The sequence below is a fragment of the Mesorhizobium sp. 128a genome (assembly GCF_053848025.1).
Window position 1 is genome coordinate 1 of record NZ_JBSPKY010000004.1, and the last position, 15882, is coordinate 15882.

Annotated in this window: 16 protein-coding genes and 1 tRNA gene; 6 read left to right on the plus strand and 11 right to left on the minus strand. The window is 59.6% G+C overall.

Annotated elements, in window-relative coordinates:
- The 5 genes from ACWTU9_RS08685 to ACWTU9_RS08705 all read left to right on the plus strand — a co-directional run.
- On the plus strand, nucleotides 1-1028 hold a 1028-nt coding region (locus ACWTU9_RS08685; protein WP_455857946.1), incomplete at its 5' end, for a Stf0 family sulfotransferase.
- Between the two features lie 474 nt (nucleotides 1029-1502).
- Nucleotides 1503-1853, plus strand: a complete 351-nt coding sequence (locus ACWTU9_RS08690; RefSeq protein WP_455857947.1) for a hypothetical protein — start codon at nucleotides 1503-1505, stop codon at nucleotides 1851-1853.
- 2 nt (nucleotides 1854-1855) lie between these two features.
- On the plus strand, nucleotides 1856-2239 hold the full coding sequence (locus tag ACWTU9_RS08695) for a hypothetical protein (RefSeq protein ID WP_455857948.1): 384 nt from the start codon (nucleotides 1856-1858) through the stop codon (nucleotides 2237-2239).
- A gap of 106 nt (nucleotides 2240-2345) precedes the next feature.
- A complete protein-coding gene (locus ACWTU9_RS08700; protein ID WP_455857949.1) occupies nucleotides 2346-3050 on the plus strand; it encodes a hypothetical protein in 705 nt (234 codons plus the stop codon).
- Between the two features lie 140 nt (nucleotides 3051-3190).
- A complete protein-coding gene (locus ACWTU9_RS08705) occupies nucleotides 3191-3412 on the plus strand; it encodes a hypothetical protein (protein ID WP_455857950.1) in 222 nt (73 codons plus the stop codon).
- A 15-nt stretch (nucleotides 3413-3427) separates the two neighbouring features.
- On the opposite strand, the gene ACWTU9_RS08710 is transcribed toward ACWTU9_RS08705, so the two are convergent.
- From ACWTU9_RS08710 to ACWTU9_RS08720, 3 genes are all read right to left on the minus strand, one after another.
- On the minus strand, nucleotides 3428-3979 hold the full coding sequence (locus ACWTU9_RS08710; protein WP_455857951.1) for a hypothetical protein: 552 nt from the start codon (nucleotides 3977-3979) through the stop codon (nucleotides 3428-3430).
- A gap of 579 nt (nucleotides 3980-4558) precedes the next feature.
- Nucleotides 4559-5020: a DUF4145 domain-containing protein gene (locus tag ACWTU9_RS08715; RefSeq protein ID WP_455857952.1), complete on the minus strand. Its 462-nt coding sequence runs from the start codon at nucleotides 5018-5020 to the stop codon at nucleotides 4559-4561.
- 627 nt (nucleotides 5021-5647) lie between these two features.
- Nucleotides 5648-5723: transfer RNA gene (locus ACWTU9_RS08720), tRNA-Lys, on the minus strand.
- A 325-nt stretch (nucleotides 5724-6048) separates the two neighbouring features.
- Between ACWTU9_RS08720 and ACWTU9_RS08725 the strand changes: the two genes are divergently transcribed.
- Complete coding sequence (locus ACWTU9_RS08725; RefSeq protein WP_455857953.1) at nucleotides 6049-6498, plus strand: BA14K family protein; 450 nt, start codon at nucleotides 6049-6051, stop codon at nucleotides 6496-6498.
- Nucleotides 6499-6562: 64 nt separating this feature from the next.
- Here the strand turns inward: ACWTU9_RS08725 and glpK are convergent, their stop codons facing one another.
- The 8 genes from glpK to glpD all read right to left on the minus strand — a co-directional run bounded on the left by glpK (nucleotide 6563) and on the right by glpD (nucleotide 15772).
- On the minus strand, nucleotides 6563-8092 hold the full coding sequence (gene glpK, locus ACWTU9_RS08730; RefSeq protein WP_455857954.1) for a glycerol kinase GlpK: 1530 nt from the start codon (nucleotides 8090-8092) through the stop codon (nucleotides 6563-6565).
- 85 nt (nucleotides 8093-8177) lie between these two features.
- Nucleotides 8178-9905 (minus strand): ABC transporter substrate-binding protein, encoded by a 1728-nt coding sequence (locus ACWTU9_RS08735; protein WP_454587047.1) that lies wholly within the window; start codon nucleotides 9903-9905, stop codon nucleotides 8178-8180.
- Nucleotides 9906-9982: 77 nt separating this feature from the next.
- Entirely contained in the window at nucleotides 9983-10270 is a 288-nt protein-coding gene (locus tag ACWTU9_RS08740; RefSeq protein ID WP_454574968.1) for a DUF2160 domain-containing protein, read from the minus strand.
- A gap of 2 nt (nucleotides 10271-10272) precedes the next feature.
- Nucleotides 10273-11187 carry a carbohydrate ABC transporter permease gene (locus ACWTU9_RS08745; RefSeq protein ID WP_454587049.1) on the minus strand — a complete coding sequence of 305 codons (915 nt, stop codon included), beginning with the start codon at nucleotides 11185-11187 and terminating at the stop codon, nucleotides 10273-10275.
- Nucleotide 11188: 1 nt separating this feature from the next.
- Nucleotides 11189-12055 carry a carbohydrate ABC transporter permease gene (locus ACWTU9_RS08750; protein ID WP_454574966.1) on the minus strand — a complete coding sequence of 289 codons (867 nt, stop codon included), beginning with the start codon at nucleotides 12053-12055 and terminating at the stop codon, nucleotides 11189-11191.
- Entirely contained in the window at nucleotides 12056-13123 is a 1068-nt protein-coding gene (locus tag ACWTU9_RS08755) for an ABC transporter ATP-binding protein (RefSeq protein ID WP_455857955.1), read from the minus strand. It abuts the gene before it with no gap.
- 10 nt (nucleotides 13124-13133) lie between these two features.
- On the minus strand, nucleotides 13134-14213 hold the full coding sequence (locus ACWTU9_RS08760) for an ABC transporter ATP-binding protein (protein ID WP_455857956.1): 1080 nt from the start codon (nucleotides 14211-14213) through the stop codon (nucleotides 13134-13136).
- Between the two features lie 38 nt (nucleotides 14214-14251).
- Entirely contained in the window at nucleotides 14252-15772 is a 1521-nt protein-coding gene (gene glpD, locus ACWTU9_RS08765; RefSeq protein WP_455857957.1) for a glycerol-3-phosphate dehydrogenase, read from the minus strand.
- Between the last annotated feature and the right edge of the window lie 110 nt (nucleotides 15773-15882).

Below are 15882 nucleotides of genomic sequence, written 5' to 3' on the forward strand. Positions count from 1 at the left end.
GTGAGGCACTGGCACCATCACCACCGGGTGCTGGAACGCGTTCGGGTTTGCCGGTACTGACAAGCCGGACGTCTGGCCGCGGTGCGCCGTGGGCGGCGCTGCGGCCGTTCAGTGGAACACCTTCGAGCGACAAAGGCGGTGAAGGCGACGCCGACGACGGTCAAATCGACAAGCCCCGACATGGTGCGACGCTTCGAATTCGCGCATGCCGGCGATATCGGATGGCGCGCCTGGCGTGCCACAGCGAAGGCGAGGCTACCATGCGGGGTGTCGCAATCTTAACAGAGCAAAGAAGCGGCTCGAACTGGTTAGGGAGTTTGACAAATGCGACTGGCCTGATGGGGCATTCGGAGGAATGGCTAGGTTCGGGAAACTTGCGATTCGCGCCTAGCAGCTACGTTGCTTTTGAAGAAGCTGTCATTAAAAAAGGGTCGACCGATAACGGACGGTTCGCAATCAAGATATTTCCGCGACACTTGGAACCGTGCAAGCGCAAGTACGGCAAGGACTTTTTGTTCGAGATAAACAGGAAGCACGATCTGCTCGTCATTTTACTGGAACGTCGAGACCGATTTCGACAAGCTATCTCAGCCTACCGGGCAAAGATGTCCGGGGTGTTTACTAGCCACCAGCACGAACGGACCACCCCGAGAACTGTTCCCTATAGCTTTACTGGTATTAGCCAGGCGTATTTCCAAATTGACCTAAGCTATGCGTATTGGCGAGCCTACGTGAATCTGCTTGGGTTGGATTGTCGGCTCTTTGTCTATGAAGATTTGCTGCCTGACCCAAATCTTTATCTAGAAGCGTTCGCTGAGTTTATGGAAGTGCCGGCTCCGGAGAGCACGTCTGCTTCGAAATTCATGATTCAACGAGACAGCGTGACGGAAGAATGGTTGGCTCGCTTCCGCGAAGACGTTGCGGCCAAGGGTGCGATTGAAGGGATCGGGAACACGACCGTTAGTAGGACGTTGGGAAATCTGGTGCGCTTTCTCCTGAAGCGTCCGGTCTCGTTTGGTAGACTTTGATCTGTCATCGCTCGCCTGATACCGCTGACGCTCGCGATCTGTCGAATATCCATGAAGACCGAGAAGCATCGGTCGAAGAGATCCAAGACAACCTTCCGTTTAGCTGTCCGCCACTGCAAGAAGGCTATATGAAGGCGACAGCGATTCCTATCATGGGGGTCAGCAACGCTTGGATGATGATCACCCCGTTCGGCAGCATCGTCATTTCCTCAGCCTCACCCCAGCGCCGCCGGCCACCAGCAGTCCGCCGCGTGCCCCCACGCGACGGACCTCTGATGGGAGCGGCTAAATCCCTAAGGAATCGGCCGCTTGTATTTGTATTGTGAACTGCGGGTCGCGTTAGCCTATGGTGTGATCGCGTAAGTCATGGTCCCGGTGGCGTCACTTAAATGCACCGAAGAGGGGTCTTCGCGGAATCGACCGCCTAGCTACGTGAAGGAACATTCTGTATGTTTCGCGTTCTTGGGGGGTCTAATGCGCATCAATTTGCTTGTCAGTTTCATTCTGACGCTTGCCACAATTAGCGCCAGGGCAGACGACGTTGAAAGCTTGTATTTCATAACAAAGAACGGGGAAGGCCCGAAAGTCGTCAACCGTTCGACGGGTTTGACTCAGCCAGTCGTCGAAGCGGTCGATGGGAAGAAGCCCCTGGTCTGTCCACCAGAGGCATATTGGTCCTCCGCACCCGATGCATTGTTTCGATGCAAAGATGGCGTCAAATTTCTGTTGGCAAGCCCGCCAGACCCTAAAATCTATCCAGCCGGCGCGCTGATACTCAAATATTCCGATCCCGGCACAGACGATCCTGGCCCGAGTGCAAACTGAGAATGCTAAAGCGCAGCCACTTCTTAGAGGAGAAAAAATCTCTCAGCACGACGATTTCCGAACTTTGTCGGTACATCGCTTTCGGGCTTCTAGTGGCCTTCTACACGGTGAGCGTCGACAGTTCCGAATTTTCCAAGACCCTGAAAACCTGCGGTGTCCTTGTTTTTTTGATCGGCTTCTGTGGCGCGATGGCGATCCTTTGCGATTACCTGCAGTATGTGTGCGGCTTGATTACAATCAACCGGGCGCTTGCCACCAAGGTCTACGAGTACGACGACACGTCTTGGGCCTACCGGGGGAGGCAAGGCGCTTTTGAGGCGAAACGGGTTTTCGTCGGTGTGGGAGCCCTATCCCTTGTAGCAGTGGTTTTGGTGGCCACGTTTTAGTGGCGTCCTATCGCTTGTAGATCTGGTTAGCCGAACCCCTGATCAGCATTGCGGATTTCCTCCGCCATACACAAATTATTAGCCAGGGCTTCTGCGGGGGTGTTTCGTGATCACGATGGACAATGCCATTCGTCTGGCCATCAGCCTGACGCTTCTCTTCATCGGCTTTCAGATGGGGGCCATCTGGGGAGCGCAACCTGGGGTCAATGGATGGCTCTACATGTGGCAGACGCTTTTCGCCGGACTGATGGCCATAGGCGCCGCGCTGCTAACAGTCTTCGCCATGTTCCGCACTGACGCAAAACAGCAGGAGCGTCACAACGAAATCTACGCCTTGACCCTCCGCCGCGACATCCTTGCAGTCGAGCGGGCCGCTCACATGGACGACTTCTATCGCCGACTCGCGGACGACATCGCGGCGACCACCGAAAAGGTGAAGGCAAAGCTGGAAAACGGCACGGTCCGCCCAAGTGAGGACGACGTCGACGCCCTTATCAATCTCGGAAAGCGGTTCAACATCGCCGTCAATATGACGCTTGTGAAATCTGCTGCGGATTTATTCGGGCCGAGAATGGCGCAGGTTTACGAGGCTCTAGGCTTCGCGATGCCGGGCCTGGAAATTGGCGTCAACGACCTGCATAAAATGAATTTGGCGCGCGGGGATGCTGCCGACCACAAACTGCATGCCGAAGTTCTGCATTACATCGGGGACATCAATCACTACATCCATAGCCTCGTAGAATTTGCAGATTGCCTGGTCGCTCTCGGCGACCGATATCATGGGCTTCAACGGCCATTCTCCCCGTCATGATGCCAGACTGTCTTGGCGCCGCAGGACGAAAGTTTGCTTCCGGCTCTATCAACCGTCTGAAAGGGCTCCGGCTTGGCGGACTGATCGGCATGACGTTAATATCGGCCCCGCGGCGGAACTAGCCGCCTTGGGGGCCTGCAATGAGCAATCTTATTCACAACGAGCAGACGAAGCTGGCAGCAACATTCTGGAACAACCTCAGCGTCCTGTCATTGGCAACCGGGATGGTCGTACCCATCATATCGCTGTCCGCCCTCCAGAAGTCGTCACTAGCTCTCTGGCTCCCCGTCGGTCTCGGTGCGGTTCTGTGCGTCGCATTCTTCGTTGTTTCGCAGAACACGCTGAAAGATCTCAAAGAGTGAACGCCCGGCGATTGTTTAAAGAGTTGAGCCAATGGTCCGTTTGGTGATCGAGAATGGGGGGTGCTCAACGCTGACCACGACTTGATAGCTTGGCGCGTCGAATGCTCCGAAGAGCCTGATCGGGACAATCCAAGTAACACCGAATTTGGTTACGCCGCGTGCAAGGCCAAGCTCGTGCATCTCGGTAGACGCGGGGATCAATTTGGGAGCGCCACCAATCAGATAGGGCAATGGTGGTGCGGTCGATTCTCGTAAGATAGTGTCCGGCAAAACTGGATTGAACTTATCCATGTCGGCGCGCTCGGCAGTCGCATATCCATGAGCGATCTTGGCAAGCAGTAGGGCAAAGCGTTCACCTATCAGTGCGCCTTGATACGTTCGTCCTTGCGTTGCCCCGAACATCTCGAAAAGCCTGGCTGGGTCGCCGGCTGACATGTTCACAAACTTGAATGAGGGGGTATTGATGTCTGTCCGGCTGGGCTCGCGCTCGTAGAGGATCTCTGGCGGATCAAAGACCGGGAGTAGGAGTGTGAAAGGAGCCAATTCCACAGGCACCTCCCGCGTCACCCATTCTCCTCCAATCTTAAGGTCAAGCGGAAGGGTCTCAGGGCGTTCTTTCGGGCGCTTTGTTTTCAGACCTAGCGCGTATCGCAATGGGCCCAAAGTCTGCTTCATGCAGTACTGTTCAAACCGGCTTATCTTGCCTTCGCAATCGCCGCATGAAGCTTGAGGGAGAATCAGATTGCCGTTTATTGCCTCAGGAATGATGTGTTCGTCGCCTAGTTTGGCTCGTAGGGTGGAATACGAGGTAGCGTCGCAATAGATGCACCGGCCGACAGGCTTGTAAACGGGAGACGGCTCCATTAGCCGAGGTACTGCCGGATCATAGCTCGATCAATTTTTTTCTTGGGCCCCCTAGTGGACTCGTGAGGCAACACATCCCAGCGACCAGTGTCGTCCAATCGTAGGGCCTCCCGAACTTGATCTTCTGCGTTGGGGAACCTGTCTTTGATTAGCTTATTGACGGCTGCTGCCCCACCTGTGTTCCACGCTTCAATATAATCGTCTTCCCAGTCCCGCATTCGCATAAACTCCTATAGCTGTCTGACACATCCCGCCGTTTGCTGCCGGCGACGCTCTAGCGCCCTAGCCCTTGGAGGGCAGTTTGCCGGCCGCAGCAAGCTTCGCGTCCAATGCAGCCTTGCGCGCAGCAGCATGGGCAGGTCGGACATAAAAATGTTCGAAGCATTCCTCTAAGACCTCGAGACACCATTCGGCCTCTTCCGGCTCAACGTCTATGATCTGAAGAGTTGTGACGTCTGTGATTGGATGCGCCGAGAAATTTCCAAAATTGCGTATTCCGTCGACCGCCGTGCGAAGAGTGATAGGAATTGCCTTTGTCGTGTCAGCCTCGCCAAGCAGCATGTCGATCTCTTTTGCAAGATCCTTTGCGGAATAGCCGTGGGCCCGGAGCACGGCCTGGAGACACCGTCTGGCAAGCGCCGCCGAAGCCTTGGGGCTTATAGACAGGACCCGGCAGGCTTCAATGTAGTCAACAGCGACAGTGCTCGGAATTTCCTTGGGAACTGGGCCCCTGTTCGTTCCCATTGGTTCCACCAAAAAGGTCTTATCAGCGCCGCCCGTAGGTATAGTGTAGACAGCGGTAACGTTGTCGCATTTTGGGCAGACGGTTGTCTGGATACCGCGATCCGCGGGCCTCCCGCCCACCGCGACTTTCGAGTGAAGCCAGACTTCGAAAAAATGAACCGCGCAGTGTGGACATTTCATAACTCGCCCCCAAATTCCCAGACTCCACGATGCCACGAAGTCGCGCCTTGTGGAAATATGGGATTTCCATTTCTTGCGCTACGCCAAGCTATTGAAAACAATAGACACGGGTGTGAAAAAAGAAATCATCGGCTAGGCGAAATCCATATCGTTTTCGGTCTAGCCTATCGCCGTGAACCAAACACGGGAGCACCAAAATGAGCAAAAACCCTGAAATCGTTCGCCAGATAAAAGAGCTTTACCGGGACCGGCCCGTCGAAGAAATCCTAGTGCTTATGGCGTGGATGAGAGCCGCATTTCCCTACCTGCGGCAATAACGACTCAGTCGCCTCCGAAACCGAACCGGTCCATTCCCCTTTCACGGTGCTGCCCCGGTGTTGCCCCAACCCAGTTGCGGGAAACACCAAATTAGTCATATGCTCTAATAGTTTGATTCTGCTGGTGTTTTGGTGAGCGCGATGGGATTCGAACCCATGACCTACTGATTAAAAGTCAGTTGCTCTACCGGCTGAGCTACGCGCTCCCGCGGGCTCTAATAGGCCGCCCTCGAAATTGCGCGGAACATAGGGAGAGTGCCGCGACCGGTCAACCGGAAAAAGATGGGTCTTTCACCGAGGTTTCCGCCATCGCCTGACGCCCCGCTAATTGGCGTGGCAGGAGCCTGGTGAGCCGCTTCCTCAATGAGGTCACCGCTTCAAAATCTGCAGGCGTCCGAGATGGGACTTTCTTCTCCGGTCGACTGGAGAAGCATTACAAATCAGCAACTTAATGTTTTGGCCGGAACCATCGCACTGCCGATCCGTTTTCTCCGCACAAGGGACATGAACCACCCATTTCGGGAGAAGGCCATGAACAAGATCATGTTGGGTATGCTGGCGGCGGCGCTGTCAGCTTCGTTCGCAGTGCCGGCCGGCGCAGCACAGGTGTTGGCACCGCAGGCGCCGTCGGCATCGTCCGATGTGCAGGCGGTGGACTACAAGCCGTGGATGAAGCGCAACTTCAACGGCAACCGCAATTTCTCGCGCTACAACAATGACGGGCCCTACTGGAACGGCCATCGCGGCTCCCGCCACTATCGCCATGGCTATCGCCGTCACGGCGACTACTGGTTCCCGCTGGCTGCCTTCGCCACCGGCGCCCTGATCACCGGCGCGATCATCAACAGCGAGAACAACCGCGTCTATGAAGGCGATGCGCATGTGCAGTGGTGCTATGACCACTATCGCAGCTACCGCGCCTCGGACAACACCTTCCAGCCCAACTACGGCGGCAGAAAGCAGTGCCGTTCGCCCTACTGATCCCGGTGGGTGAGTAACAGTTGGAAAGTGAGTGAGCACTAAATGCGTAGCGAGGCTCGCGCCGTTAGCGGTGCGGGCCTTCGTTTTTGTCGAGACCCGTCAGGGGTGCGCTCAGCGTCCTGCGCACCGCATCGCGCCAGCCCGCCAGCTTTGCCGAACGGACGGCGGCATCCATGTCCGGCTTGAAGCGCCGCTCGAGCGCCCAGCTCCTGGCAAAGTCCTTCGCCTTCGGCCACACGCCTGCCTTCGAGCCGGCAAGCCAAGCGGCGCCTAGCGCCGTCGTCTCCAGGATGGTTGGGCGATCGACCGGCGCGTCGAGGATGTCGGCCAGCCGCTGCATGGTCCAGTCGGACGCCACCATGCCGCCATCGACGCGAAGCACAGTTTTCGCCGAAGCCCCCTTCCAGTCCTTGCGCATAGCGTCGAGCAGGTCGCGGGTCTGGTAGGCGACGGATTCGAGTGCTGCGCGGGCAAACTCCGCCGGGCCGGAATTGCGCGTCAGCCCGAATATGGCGCCACGCGCCTCGGCGTCCCAGTGCGGCGCTCCCAACCCGACGAAAGCCGGCACCAGATAGACGTTCTGCGTAGGATCAGCCTCGGCGGCCAGTTTGCCGCTGTGCTCGGCCTTGCCGATCACCTTGATGCCGTCGCGCAGCCACTGCACCGCGGCCCCGGCGATGAAGATCGAACCTTCCAGCGCATAGGTCGTCTTGCCGTTCAGGCGGTAGGCGATGGTGGTCAGAAGCCGGTTCTTCGAGCGCACCAGGTCGGCGCCGGTGTTGAGCAGCGCGAAACAGCCGGTACCATAGGTCGATTTCATCATCCCCGGCTCGAAACAGGCCTGGCCGATGGTCGCTGCGTGCTGGTCACCGGCCACGCCGAGGATCTTTATCTCAGCGCCAAACAGGCTTTTCCCCGTCACGCCGTAGTCGTCCGCGCAATCCTTGACCTCAGGCAGCATCGCGGCGGGAATGCGCAGGATGGACAGCAGCTCGTCGTCCCAGACATTTTTCTCGATGTTGTAGACAAGCGTGCGCGAGGCGTTGGTGGCGTCGGTGGCGTGCACCTTGCCGCCGGTCAGCCGCCAGATCAAAAAACTGTCGATGGTGCCGGCGAGCAGCTCGCCTTTTTCGGCGCGCTTTCTGGCACCCTTCACCTTGTCCAGCATCCAGGCGATCTTGGTGCCGGAGAAATAGGGATCGAGCAGAAGGCCGGTCTTTTTGGTGAACTTTTTTTCCAACCCTTGCTTCTTCAGCTTCTGGCAGAGCGGCGCGGTGCGGCGATCCTGCCAGACGATGGCATTGTGGATCGGCTTGCCCGTTGCCTTGTCCCAGATGACGACGGTTTCGCGCTGGTTGGTGATGCCGATCGCCGCCACATCGGACGCCTCCCGCCCGGCGGCCTTCAGCGCGCCTTTGACCGTAGCGACGACGCTTGCCCAGATTTCTTCGGGATCGTGCTCGACCCAACCGGAGGCCGGGTAATGCTGGGTGAATTCCTGCTGGTTGCTGCCGGCGACCTTCATATCGCCGTCGAACAGGATCGCCCTGGTCGAAGTCGTGCCCTGGTCGATGGCAAGGATGTGTCCGGTCATAGGCCCTCCCGGTAATCATACAAACAGGGGAGACGGCAAGTTGCCGCCTCCCCGTTTCACTATGGTCCTGGCGCGGACGCCAAGATTACTTCTGCCAGCTCTTCACCAGTTCGTCGTAGTTGATGGTGACCGGCTTTTCCTTCTCGTTCTCGATCTTGAGCTGAGGTGCGAGATTGCCCTTCTTGACCGCGTCGGCGTTCCAGTAGGCGAGGTCATGCTCTTCGGCCATCTTCGGGCCGATATCGCCCTGGACACCCGACTTCTCGATGCGGCTCATGACCTTTTCCTGCTCGGCGCAGAGCGAGTCCATGGCTTCCTGCGCCGACTTGGCGCCGGACGAGGCATCGCCGATCGCCTGCCACCAGAGCTGTGCCAGCTTCGGATAGTCAGGCACGTTGGTGCCGGTCGGCGACCACTGGACACGGGCCGGCGAGCGGTAGAACTCGATCAGGCCGCCAAGCTTCGGAGCGCGTTCGGTGAAGCTCTTGTCGTGGATCGTGCTCTCGCGGATGAAGGTCAGGCCGACATGGCTCTTCTTCACGTCGACGGTCTTCGACGTCACGAACTGCGCGTACAGCCAGGCGGCCTTGGCGCGATCGGTCGGCGTCGACTTCATCAGCGTCCAGGAACCGACGTCCTGATAGCCGAGCTTCATGCCGTCCTTCCAGTAGACGCCATGCGGCGACGGGGCCATGCGCCACTTCGGCGTGCCGTCGTCGTTCATCACCGCCTTGGCACCGGCGTCGACCATCGAAGCGGTGAAGGCGGTGTACCAGAAGATCTGCTGGGCAACCGCACCCTGCGCCGGCACAGGGCCGGATTCGGAGAAGGTCATGCCCTGGGCTTCGGCCGGAGCGTAGGCCTTCAGCCAGTCGAGGTACTTCTGGATCGAGTAGACGGCGGCCGGGCCGTTGGTGTCGCCGCCGCGCGCCGTGCAGGAGCCGACAGGGCGCGAATTCTCGTCGACCTTGATGCCCCATTCGTCGACCGGCAGGCCGTTCGGGATGCCCTTGTCGCCGTTACCGGCCATGGACAGCCAAGCGTCGGTGAACCGCCAGCCGAGCGACGGGTCCTTCTTGCCGTAGTCCATGTGGCCATAGACCTTCTTGCCGTCGATCTCGCGGCCGGTGAAGAATTCGGCGATGTCCTCATAGGCCGACCAGTTGACGGGAACGCCGAGGTCGTAGCCGTATTTGGCCTTGAAGTCGGCCTTGTTCTTCTCGTCGTTGAACCAGTCGTAGCGGAACCAGTAGAGGTTGGCGAACTGCTGGTCGGGCAGCTGGTAGAGCTTCTTGTCCGGCGCGGTGGTGAAGGACGTGCCGATGAAATCCTTCAGGTCGAGGTTCGGGTTGGTGACATCCTTGCCGTCGCCCGCCATCCAGTCGGTCAGGTTGCGCACCTGCTGGTAGCGCCAGTGCGTGCCGATCAGGTCGGAATCGTTGACCCAGCCGTCATAAAGGTTCTGGCCGGTCTGCATCTGGGTCTGAATCTTCTCGACGACGTCGCCTTCCTGGATGGTGTCGTGCGTGACCTTGATGCCTGTGATGGCGGAGAAGGCCGGCGCCAGCACCTGAGACTCATATGAGTGGGTGGCGATGGTTTCCGAGACAACCTTGATATCCATGCCGGCGAAAGGCTTCGCGGCATCGATGAACCACTGCATTTCGGCTTCCTGGTCGGCGCGCGAGAGCGTCGACAGCGGGCCGATTTCCTTGTCCAGGAACGCTTTCGCCTCGTCCATTCCGGCATAGGCATTGCCTGCCCCGAGCAACAGGACAAGGGCGGTTGTTGATGTTAAAAATTGCCGTCGCATAGGTTTCCTCCACATTTAGGTTTCAAGTGCGATCTGGAGCGGCCGCCGGCACGCGGTCGCTCCAACAGTTTCCCCCTCTATACGTAGCGGAACACGCCAATGGCGTAGACCACGGAGAGAGCGAGAGCCCACCACAGGTTGGATCCGACAAGACCCAGCCAAGCGAGATGGATAAAGGCGCTGCCAAGCAGCGAAAGGAAAAGGCGATCGCCGCGCGTCGTCTCGAAGCGCAGCACGCCGACACGCGGATTGCCGCCCGGCGAGACGAATTCCCAGGCCGCCATGCCGCACAACAGCAGAAGAATGGTGCCGAAGAACGCGGCCGTCGGCCACGTCCACGCCATCCAGGTGAGGTCGAGATTCATGGTCACACCCTCCCCAGGGCGAAGCCCTTGGCGATGTAGTTGCGGACAAACCAGATGACGAGCGCGCCAGGGATCAGTGTCAGCACGCCGGCAGCGGCGAGCAGGCCCCAGTCCATGCCGGCGGCCGAAACGGTGCGGGTCATGGTCGCGGCGATCGGCTTGGCATCGGTGGTGGTCAGCGTGCGCGCGATCAAGAGTTCCACCCATGAGAACATGAAGCAGAAGAAGCAGGCGACGCCGATGCCGCTGGCGATCAGCGGCATGAAGATTTTTACGAAGAAGCGCGGGAAGGAATAGCCGTCGATATAGGCGGTCTCGTCGATCTCCTTCGGCACGCCCGACATGAAGCCTTCGAGGATCCACACCGCCAGCGGCACGTTGAACAGGCAGTGCGCCAGAGCCACCGCGATGTGGGTGTCGATCAGGCCGAAGGCGGAATAGAGCTGGAAGAAGGGCAGCGCAAACACCGCCGGCGGCGCCATGCGGTTGGTCAACAGCCAGAAGAACAGATGCTTGTCGCCAAGGAAGCGGTAGCGCGAAAAGGCGTAGGCCGCCGGCAGTGCCGCCGCCACCGAAATCACCATGTTCATCACCACATAGGTGATCGAGTTGATGTAGCCCGAATACCAGGAGGCGTCGGTGAAGATGGTGACGTAGTTGGCGATCGTCGGCGAATGCGGATAGAGCGTCAGCGAGGAGACGATCTCGGCATTGGTCTTGAAGCTCATGTTGATGAGCCAGTAGATCGGCAGCAACAGCACGATGATGTAGACCGTCGGCACGATCCACCACCAGCGCGATTCCTCGCCGCGCTTGCGCATCAGCCGGGCGACCTGCTCCTGCGAGAGCGTGCTCGCCAGTTTGCCCTCGGCTGTCGTCTCGCTCACTCGGTCAGCTCTCTCGTTGGCGCCGCTCATTTCAGCGCTCCGCGTCGTAGTTGGTCATCACGGTGTAGAACACCCACGACAACAACAGGATGATCAGGAAGTAGACCAGCGACATCGCCGCCGCCGGACCGAGGTCGAACTGGCCAAGTGCTGTCTTGACGAGGTCGATCGACAGGAAGGTCGTCGAATTGCCAGGACCGCCGCCGGTGACGACGAAAGGCTCGGTGTAGATCATGAAGCTATCCATGAAGCGCAACAGCACGGCGATCAAAAGCACGCGTTGCATCTTCGGCAGCTGGATGTAGCGGAACACCGCCCAGCGCGAGGCACCGTCGATCTTGGCCGCCTGGTAGAAGGCGTCGGGGATCGAAACCAGGCCGGCATAGCAAAGCAGCACGACAAGGCTGGTCCAGTGCCAGACGTCCATGATGATGATGGTGACCCAGGCGTCGTACGGGTCCTGGACGTAATTGTAGTCGATGCCGAGCGCGTTGACGTAGTATCCGAGCAGGCCGATGTCGTTGCGGCCGAAGACCTGCCAGATGGTGCCGACCACGTTCCACGGGATCAAGAGCGGCAGCGCCATCAGCACCAGGCAGACCGGAACGCCCCAGCCTTTCTTCGGCATGTTCAGCGCGATGAAGATGCCGAGCGGCACTTCGATGGCGAGGATGATGAAGGAGAAGATCAGGTTGCGGACCATCGCTTCCCAGAAGCGGTCGGATGACAAGAGCTCCTCGAACCATTCGGTGCCGGCCCAGAAGAACTGATTGTTGCCGAACGTGTCCTGCACTGAATAGTTGACGACCGTCATCAGCGGGATGACGGCCGAGAACGCCACCAGGACCAGCACCGGCAGGACAAGGAACCAGGCCTTGTTGTTCCAGGTCTTTTCCATCTATGCCCCCATCTCGACGCGCCAGGAATCGGCATAGATGTTGATGCCGGCCGGGTCGAAGCGCACTTTTGGTTCGGCTGGCACGCTTTCATCCTCGCCGATGACGGCTGCGATCTCGCGGCCTTCGAGACTGGCGCGCACCACCTTGTGGCGGCCGAGATCCTCGACCTTGCTGATTTTCACAGCCATGCCCTCGCGGCCGAGCCTGACATATTCGGGACGGATGCCGAGTTCGATAGGCCCAGCGCCTGCTTTGGGCGCGCCCGGCAGTTCGATGCGCTGGCTGCCGATGGTCGCGGTCTTGCCGTCAATCGCCACCGGCATGACGTTCATGCCGGGCGAACCGATGAAATAACCGACGAATGTGTGGCGCGGGCGCTCGAACAGTTCGGCCGGCGTGCCGATCTGGACAATGCCGCCATCATACATGACGACGACCTGGTCGGCGAAGGTCAGCGCCTCGGTCTGGTCATGGGTGACATAGACCATGGTGTAGCCGAAGCGGCGGTGAAGCTGCTTCAACTGCGAGCGCAGCACCCACTTCATATGCGGGTCGATGACGGTCAGCGGCTCGTCGAAGAGGATGGCGTTGACGTCCGAGCGCACCAGGCCGCGGCCGAGCGAAATCTTCTGCTTCTGGTCGGCGGTCAGGCCCCTCGCCTTCTTCTTGGCCCACGACGCAAGGTCGATCATCTCCAGTGTCTCGCGCACCTTGCGGTCGACATCGGCCTCCGGCACGCCGCGGTTGCGCAGCGGGAAGGCCAGATTGTCGTAGACGGTCATGGTGTCGTAGATGACCGGGAACTGGAACACCTGCGCGATGTTGCGCTCCTGCGTCGACAGGTTGGTGACGTCCTTGCCGTTGAACAGCAGTTCTCCGTGCGAGGGATGCAAAAGTCCCGAAATGATGTTGAGCAGCGTGGTCTTTCCGCAGCCGGACGGCCCAAGCAGCGCATAGGCGCCGCCATCCTCGAAAGTGTGGTGCACTTCCCTCAGCGCGAAATCGGCATCCTTCTGCGGGTTGGGCAGGTAGGAGTGCCTGACATGGTTGACGTCGATGCGCGCCATCTCTTCCCCCTCAAGCCGCGAGCTTCGGCGCGGCGACGGCACTGCCGTTGCCGTCGAAGACCATGATATGGCGCGGATCGATGAACACGTCGATCTCGGCGTCGGGCTCGAAGTCGAGGATGCCGTGAGTCAGCATGACCCAGCGCGCGTCGGCGAAATCGAGATGGATGAAGCTTTCCGAACCGGTGATCTCGGTGATCGTGACCTTGGCGCGGACCGGCACGGCGACCGCGTCGGACCGCTCGAGCGACAGATGATGCGGCTGGAAGCCGATTGTGTAATTGGCGTCGGCAATGCCGGCGAGTTCGGTCGGCACCGGCAGCTTGACGCCGCCCTCAAGCAGAAAATCCGGACCCTTCTTGGCCAGCACGATGGTGTTGAGCGGCGGATCGGCAAAGGTCCTTGCCGTCACCAGGTCGATCGGCTTGCGGAAGACGTCAATGGTTGGGCCGAACTGGGTGATGCGGCCTTCCGAAAGCGTAGCCGTATTTCCGCCGAGCAACAGCGCCTCGTGCGGCTCGGTCGTGGCGTAAACGAAGATGGTGCCGGCGGCGGCAAAAATCTTCGGCAGTTCGGCGCGCAGCTCCTCGCGAAGCTTGTAGTCGAGATTGGCGAGCGGCTCGTCGAGCAGCACCAGGCTGGCGTTCTTGACGATGGCGCGGGCGAGCGCAGTGCGCTGCTGCTGGCCGCCGGACAGGCTGAGCGGGGTGCGGTCGAGATAGGGCGTCAGCTTGAGGAGCGCTGCCGCGTTGCGGACTTCCTTGTCGATCTTGGCCTGATCTGTGCCGGCCACCCGCAGCGGCGAGGCGATGTTCTCATAGACGGTCATCGCGGGGTAATTGATGAACTGCTGGTAGACCATGGCGATCTTGCGCTGCTGCACCGGCATGCCGGTGACATTCTGGCCGTCGAACCAGACCGAGCCGGAGGTCGGCACGTCGAGGCCGGCCATCAGCCGCATCAGGCTGGTCTTGCCGGACAGCGTCGGCCCGAGCAGGACATTGAGCGAGCCGTGCTGAAGCGTCAGCGACACGTCGCGGATATGCTCCGCCGCCCCGACCGTCTTCGTCACGTTTCTCAGTTCCAGCATAATGCCTCCTCCCAGGCTTTGAGCATCAATCGCCTTCCCTATTCCGCGGCCACGACATGGCGCTGGCTGATGCCGCGCATGAATTCGTCGAGGGCCGAGACCTGCTCGCGGCTGAAATGCAGGCCGCGCTTGGTGCGGCGCCACAATACATCTTCGGCGGTCAGCGCCCATTCGTTTTCGCAGAGGTAGCGTACTTCTGCCTCATACAGATCGGCACCGAAATTTCGGCCAAGCTCGGCATTCGACTTGGCGAGACCGAGCAGCACTTGCGCGCGCGTGCCGTAAAGCCTGGTCAGCCGGCGCGCCAGGCGCTGGTCGAGGAAGGGATAGGCGCTCTTCAGCTTCGCTACCTGCGCGTCGAAACCGGTTGCCGGGAAATCGCCCCCCGGCAGGGACGCGTTCGCCGTCCATGGCTTGCCGCGCTTGCCGAGAAAACCTTCGATCTTTTCCAGCATCGATTCCGACAACCGGCGATAGGTGGTGATCTTGCCGCCAAAAGCATTGACGATCGGCGCCTTGCCTTCGCCGCCATCGGCCTTCAGCACATAGTCGCGGGTCGCTTCCTGCGCCTTCGAGGCGCCGTCGTCGTAGAGCGGGCGCACGGCCGAATAGGTCCAGACGATGTCGGAACGCTTCACTGGCTGGGCAAAATATTCGCTCGCCGCCGCGCAGAGATAATCGATCTCGGTGTCACTGATCTTCACGTCATGCGGATCGCCGGGATAGTCGCGATCGGTGGTGCCGATCAGCGTGAACTCTTCCTCATAGGGAATAGCGAAGATGATGCGCCCGTCCTTGTTCTGGAAGAAGTACGCGCGCGGATCGTCGAACTTCTTCCTGATGACGATATGGCTGCCCTGCACCAGGCGGACATTGTGCACATCGTTCTGGCCCACAGTGGTCGACAGGACATGGTCGACCCACGGACCGGCGGCATTGACCAGTAGCCGGGCCTTGACCTCCTCGGCCTTCCCGGTCGCTAGGTCTTCCAGCCGGATCGCCCACAGATCGCCTTCGCGCCGCGCCGCGACGACTTTCGTGCGGGTGCGGATGGTGGCGCCGCGGTCGGCGGCATCACGCGCGTTCAACGCCACCAGACGAGCATCGTTGACCCAGCCATCCGAATATTCGAAGGCCTTGTGAAACAGCGGCTTCAGCGGCTTGCCGGCCGGGTCCTTCGCCATGTCGAGCGTGCGGGTCGCCGGCAGCAATTTGCGGCCGCCAATATGATCGTAGAGGAAAAGGCCGAGCCGAATCAGCCAGGCAGGGCGCAAGCCCTTGGCATAGGGCAGCACGAAGCGCATCGGCCAGATGATGTGCGGCGCATTCTTCCACAGAACCTCGCGCTCCATCAGCGCCTCGCGCACCAGCCGGAATTCGTAGAATTCGAGATAGCGCAGGCCGCCATGGATCAGCTTGGTCGACCCCGACGAGGTTCCGCTGGCGAGATCGTTCATCTCGGCCAGAAACACAGAAAAGCCTCGCCCGACGGCGTCGCGGGCAATGCCGCAGCCATTGATGCCGCCACCGATGACGAAGATGTCATGGATTGCGTCCACAAAGCCCTCCCGCGATTTCGCATTGCAGCATTTTTAGGTTTTTACGAAACCGTATCGGGATTATTTCGAAATCAGAACGAATGTCAAACGAAATGTAACGGTGCTGTGAT

Bases quoted from the DNA above. Each gene is read 5' to 3' on its own strand.
- ACWTU9_RS08690 (WP_455857947.1), top strand. From the start codon at position 1,503: ATGCGCATCAATTTGCTTGTCAGTTTCATTCTGACGCTTGCCACAATT.
- ACWTU9_RS08695 (WP_455857948.1), top strand. From the start codon at position 1,856: ATGCTAAAGCGCAGCCACTTCTTAGAGGAGAAAAAATCTCTCAGCACG.
- ACWTU9_RS08705 (WP_455857950.1), top strand. From the start codon at position 3,191: ATGAGCAATCTTATTCACAACGAGCAGACGAAGCTGGCAGCAACATTC.
- ACWTU9_RS08715 (WP_455857952.1), bottom strand. From the start codon at position 5,020: ATGGGAACGAACAGGGGCCCAGTTCCCAAGGAAATTCCGAGCACTGTC.
- ACWTU9_RS08725 (WP_455857953.1), top strand. From the start codon at position 6,049: ATGAACAAGATCATGTTGGGTATGCTGGCGGCGGCGCTGTCAGCTTCG.
- glpK (WP_455857954.1), bottom strand. From the start codon at position 8,092: ATGACCGGACACATCCTTGCCATCGACCAGGGCACGACTTCGACCAGG.
- ACWTU9_RS08735 (WP_454587047.1), bottom strand. From the start codon at position 9,905: ATGCGACGGCAATTTTTAACATCAACAACCGCCCTTGTCCTGTTGCTC.
- ACWTU9_RS08740 (WP_454574968.1), bottom strand. From the start codon at position 10,270: ATGAATCTCGACCTCACCTGGATGGCGTGGACGTGGCCGACGGCCGCG.
- ACWTU9_RS08745 (WP_454587049.1), bottom strand. From the start codon at position 11,187: ATGAGCGGCGCCAACGAGAGAGCTGACCGAGTGAGCGAGACGACAGCC.
- ACWTU9_RS08750 (WP_454574966.1), bottom strand. From the start codon at position 12,055: ATGGAAAAGACCTGGAACAACAAGGCCTGGTTCCTTGTCCTGCCGGTG.
- ACWTU9_RS08755 (WP_455857955.1), bottom strand. From the start codon at position 13,123: ATGGCGCGCATCGACGTCAACCATGTCAGGCACTCCTACCTGCCCAAC.
- ACWTU9_RS08760 (WP_455857956.1), bottom strand. From the start codon at position 14,213: ATGCTGGAACTGAGAAACGTGACGAAGACGGTCGGGGCGGCGGAGCAT.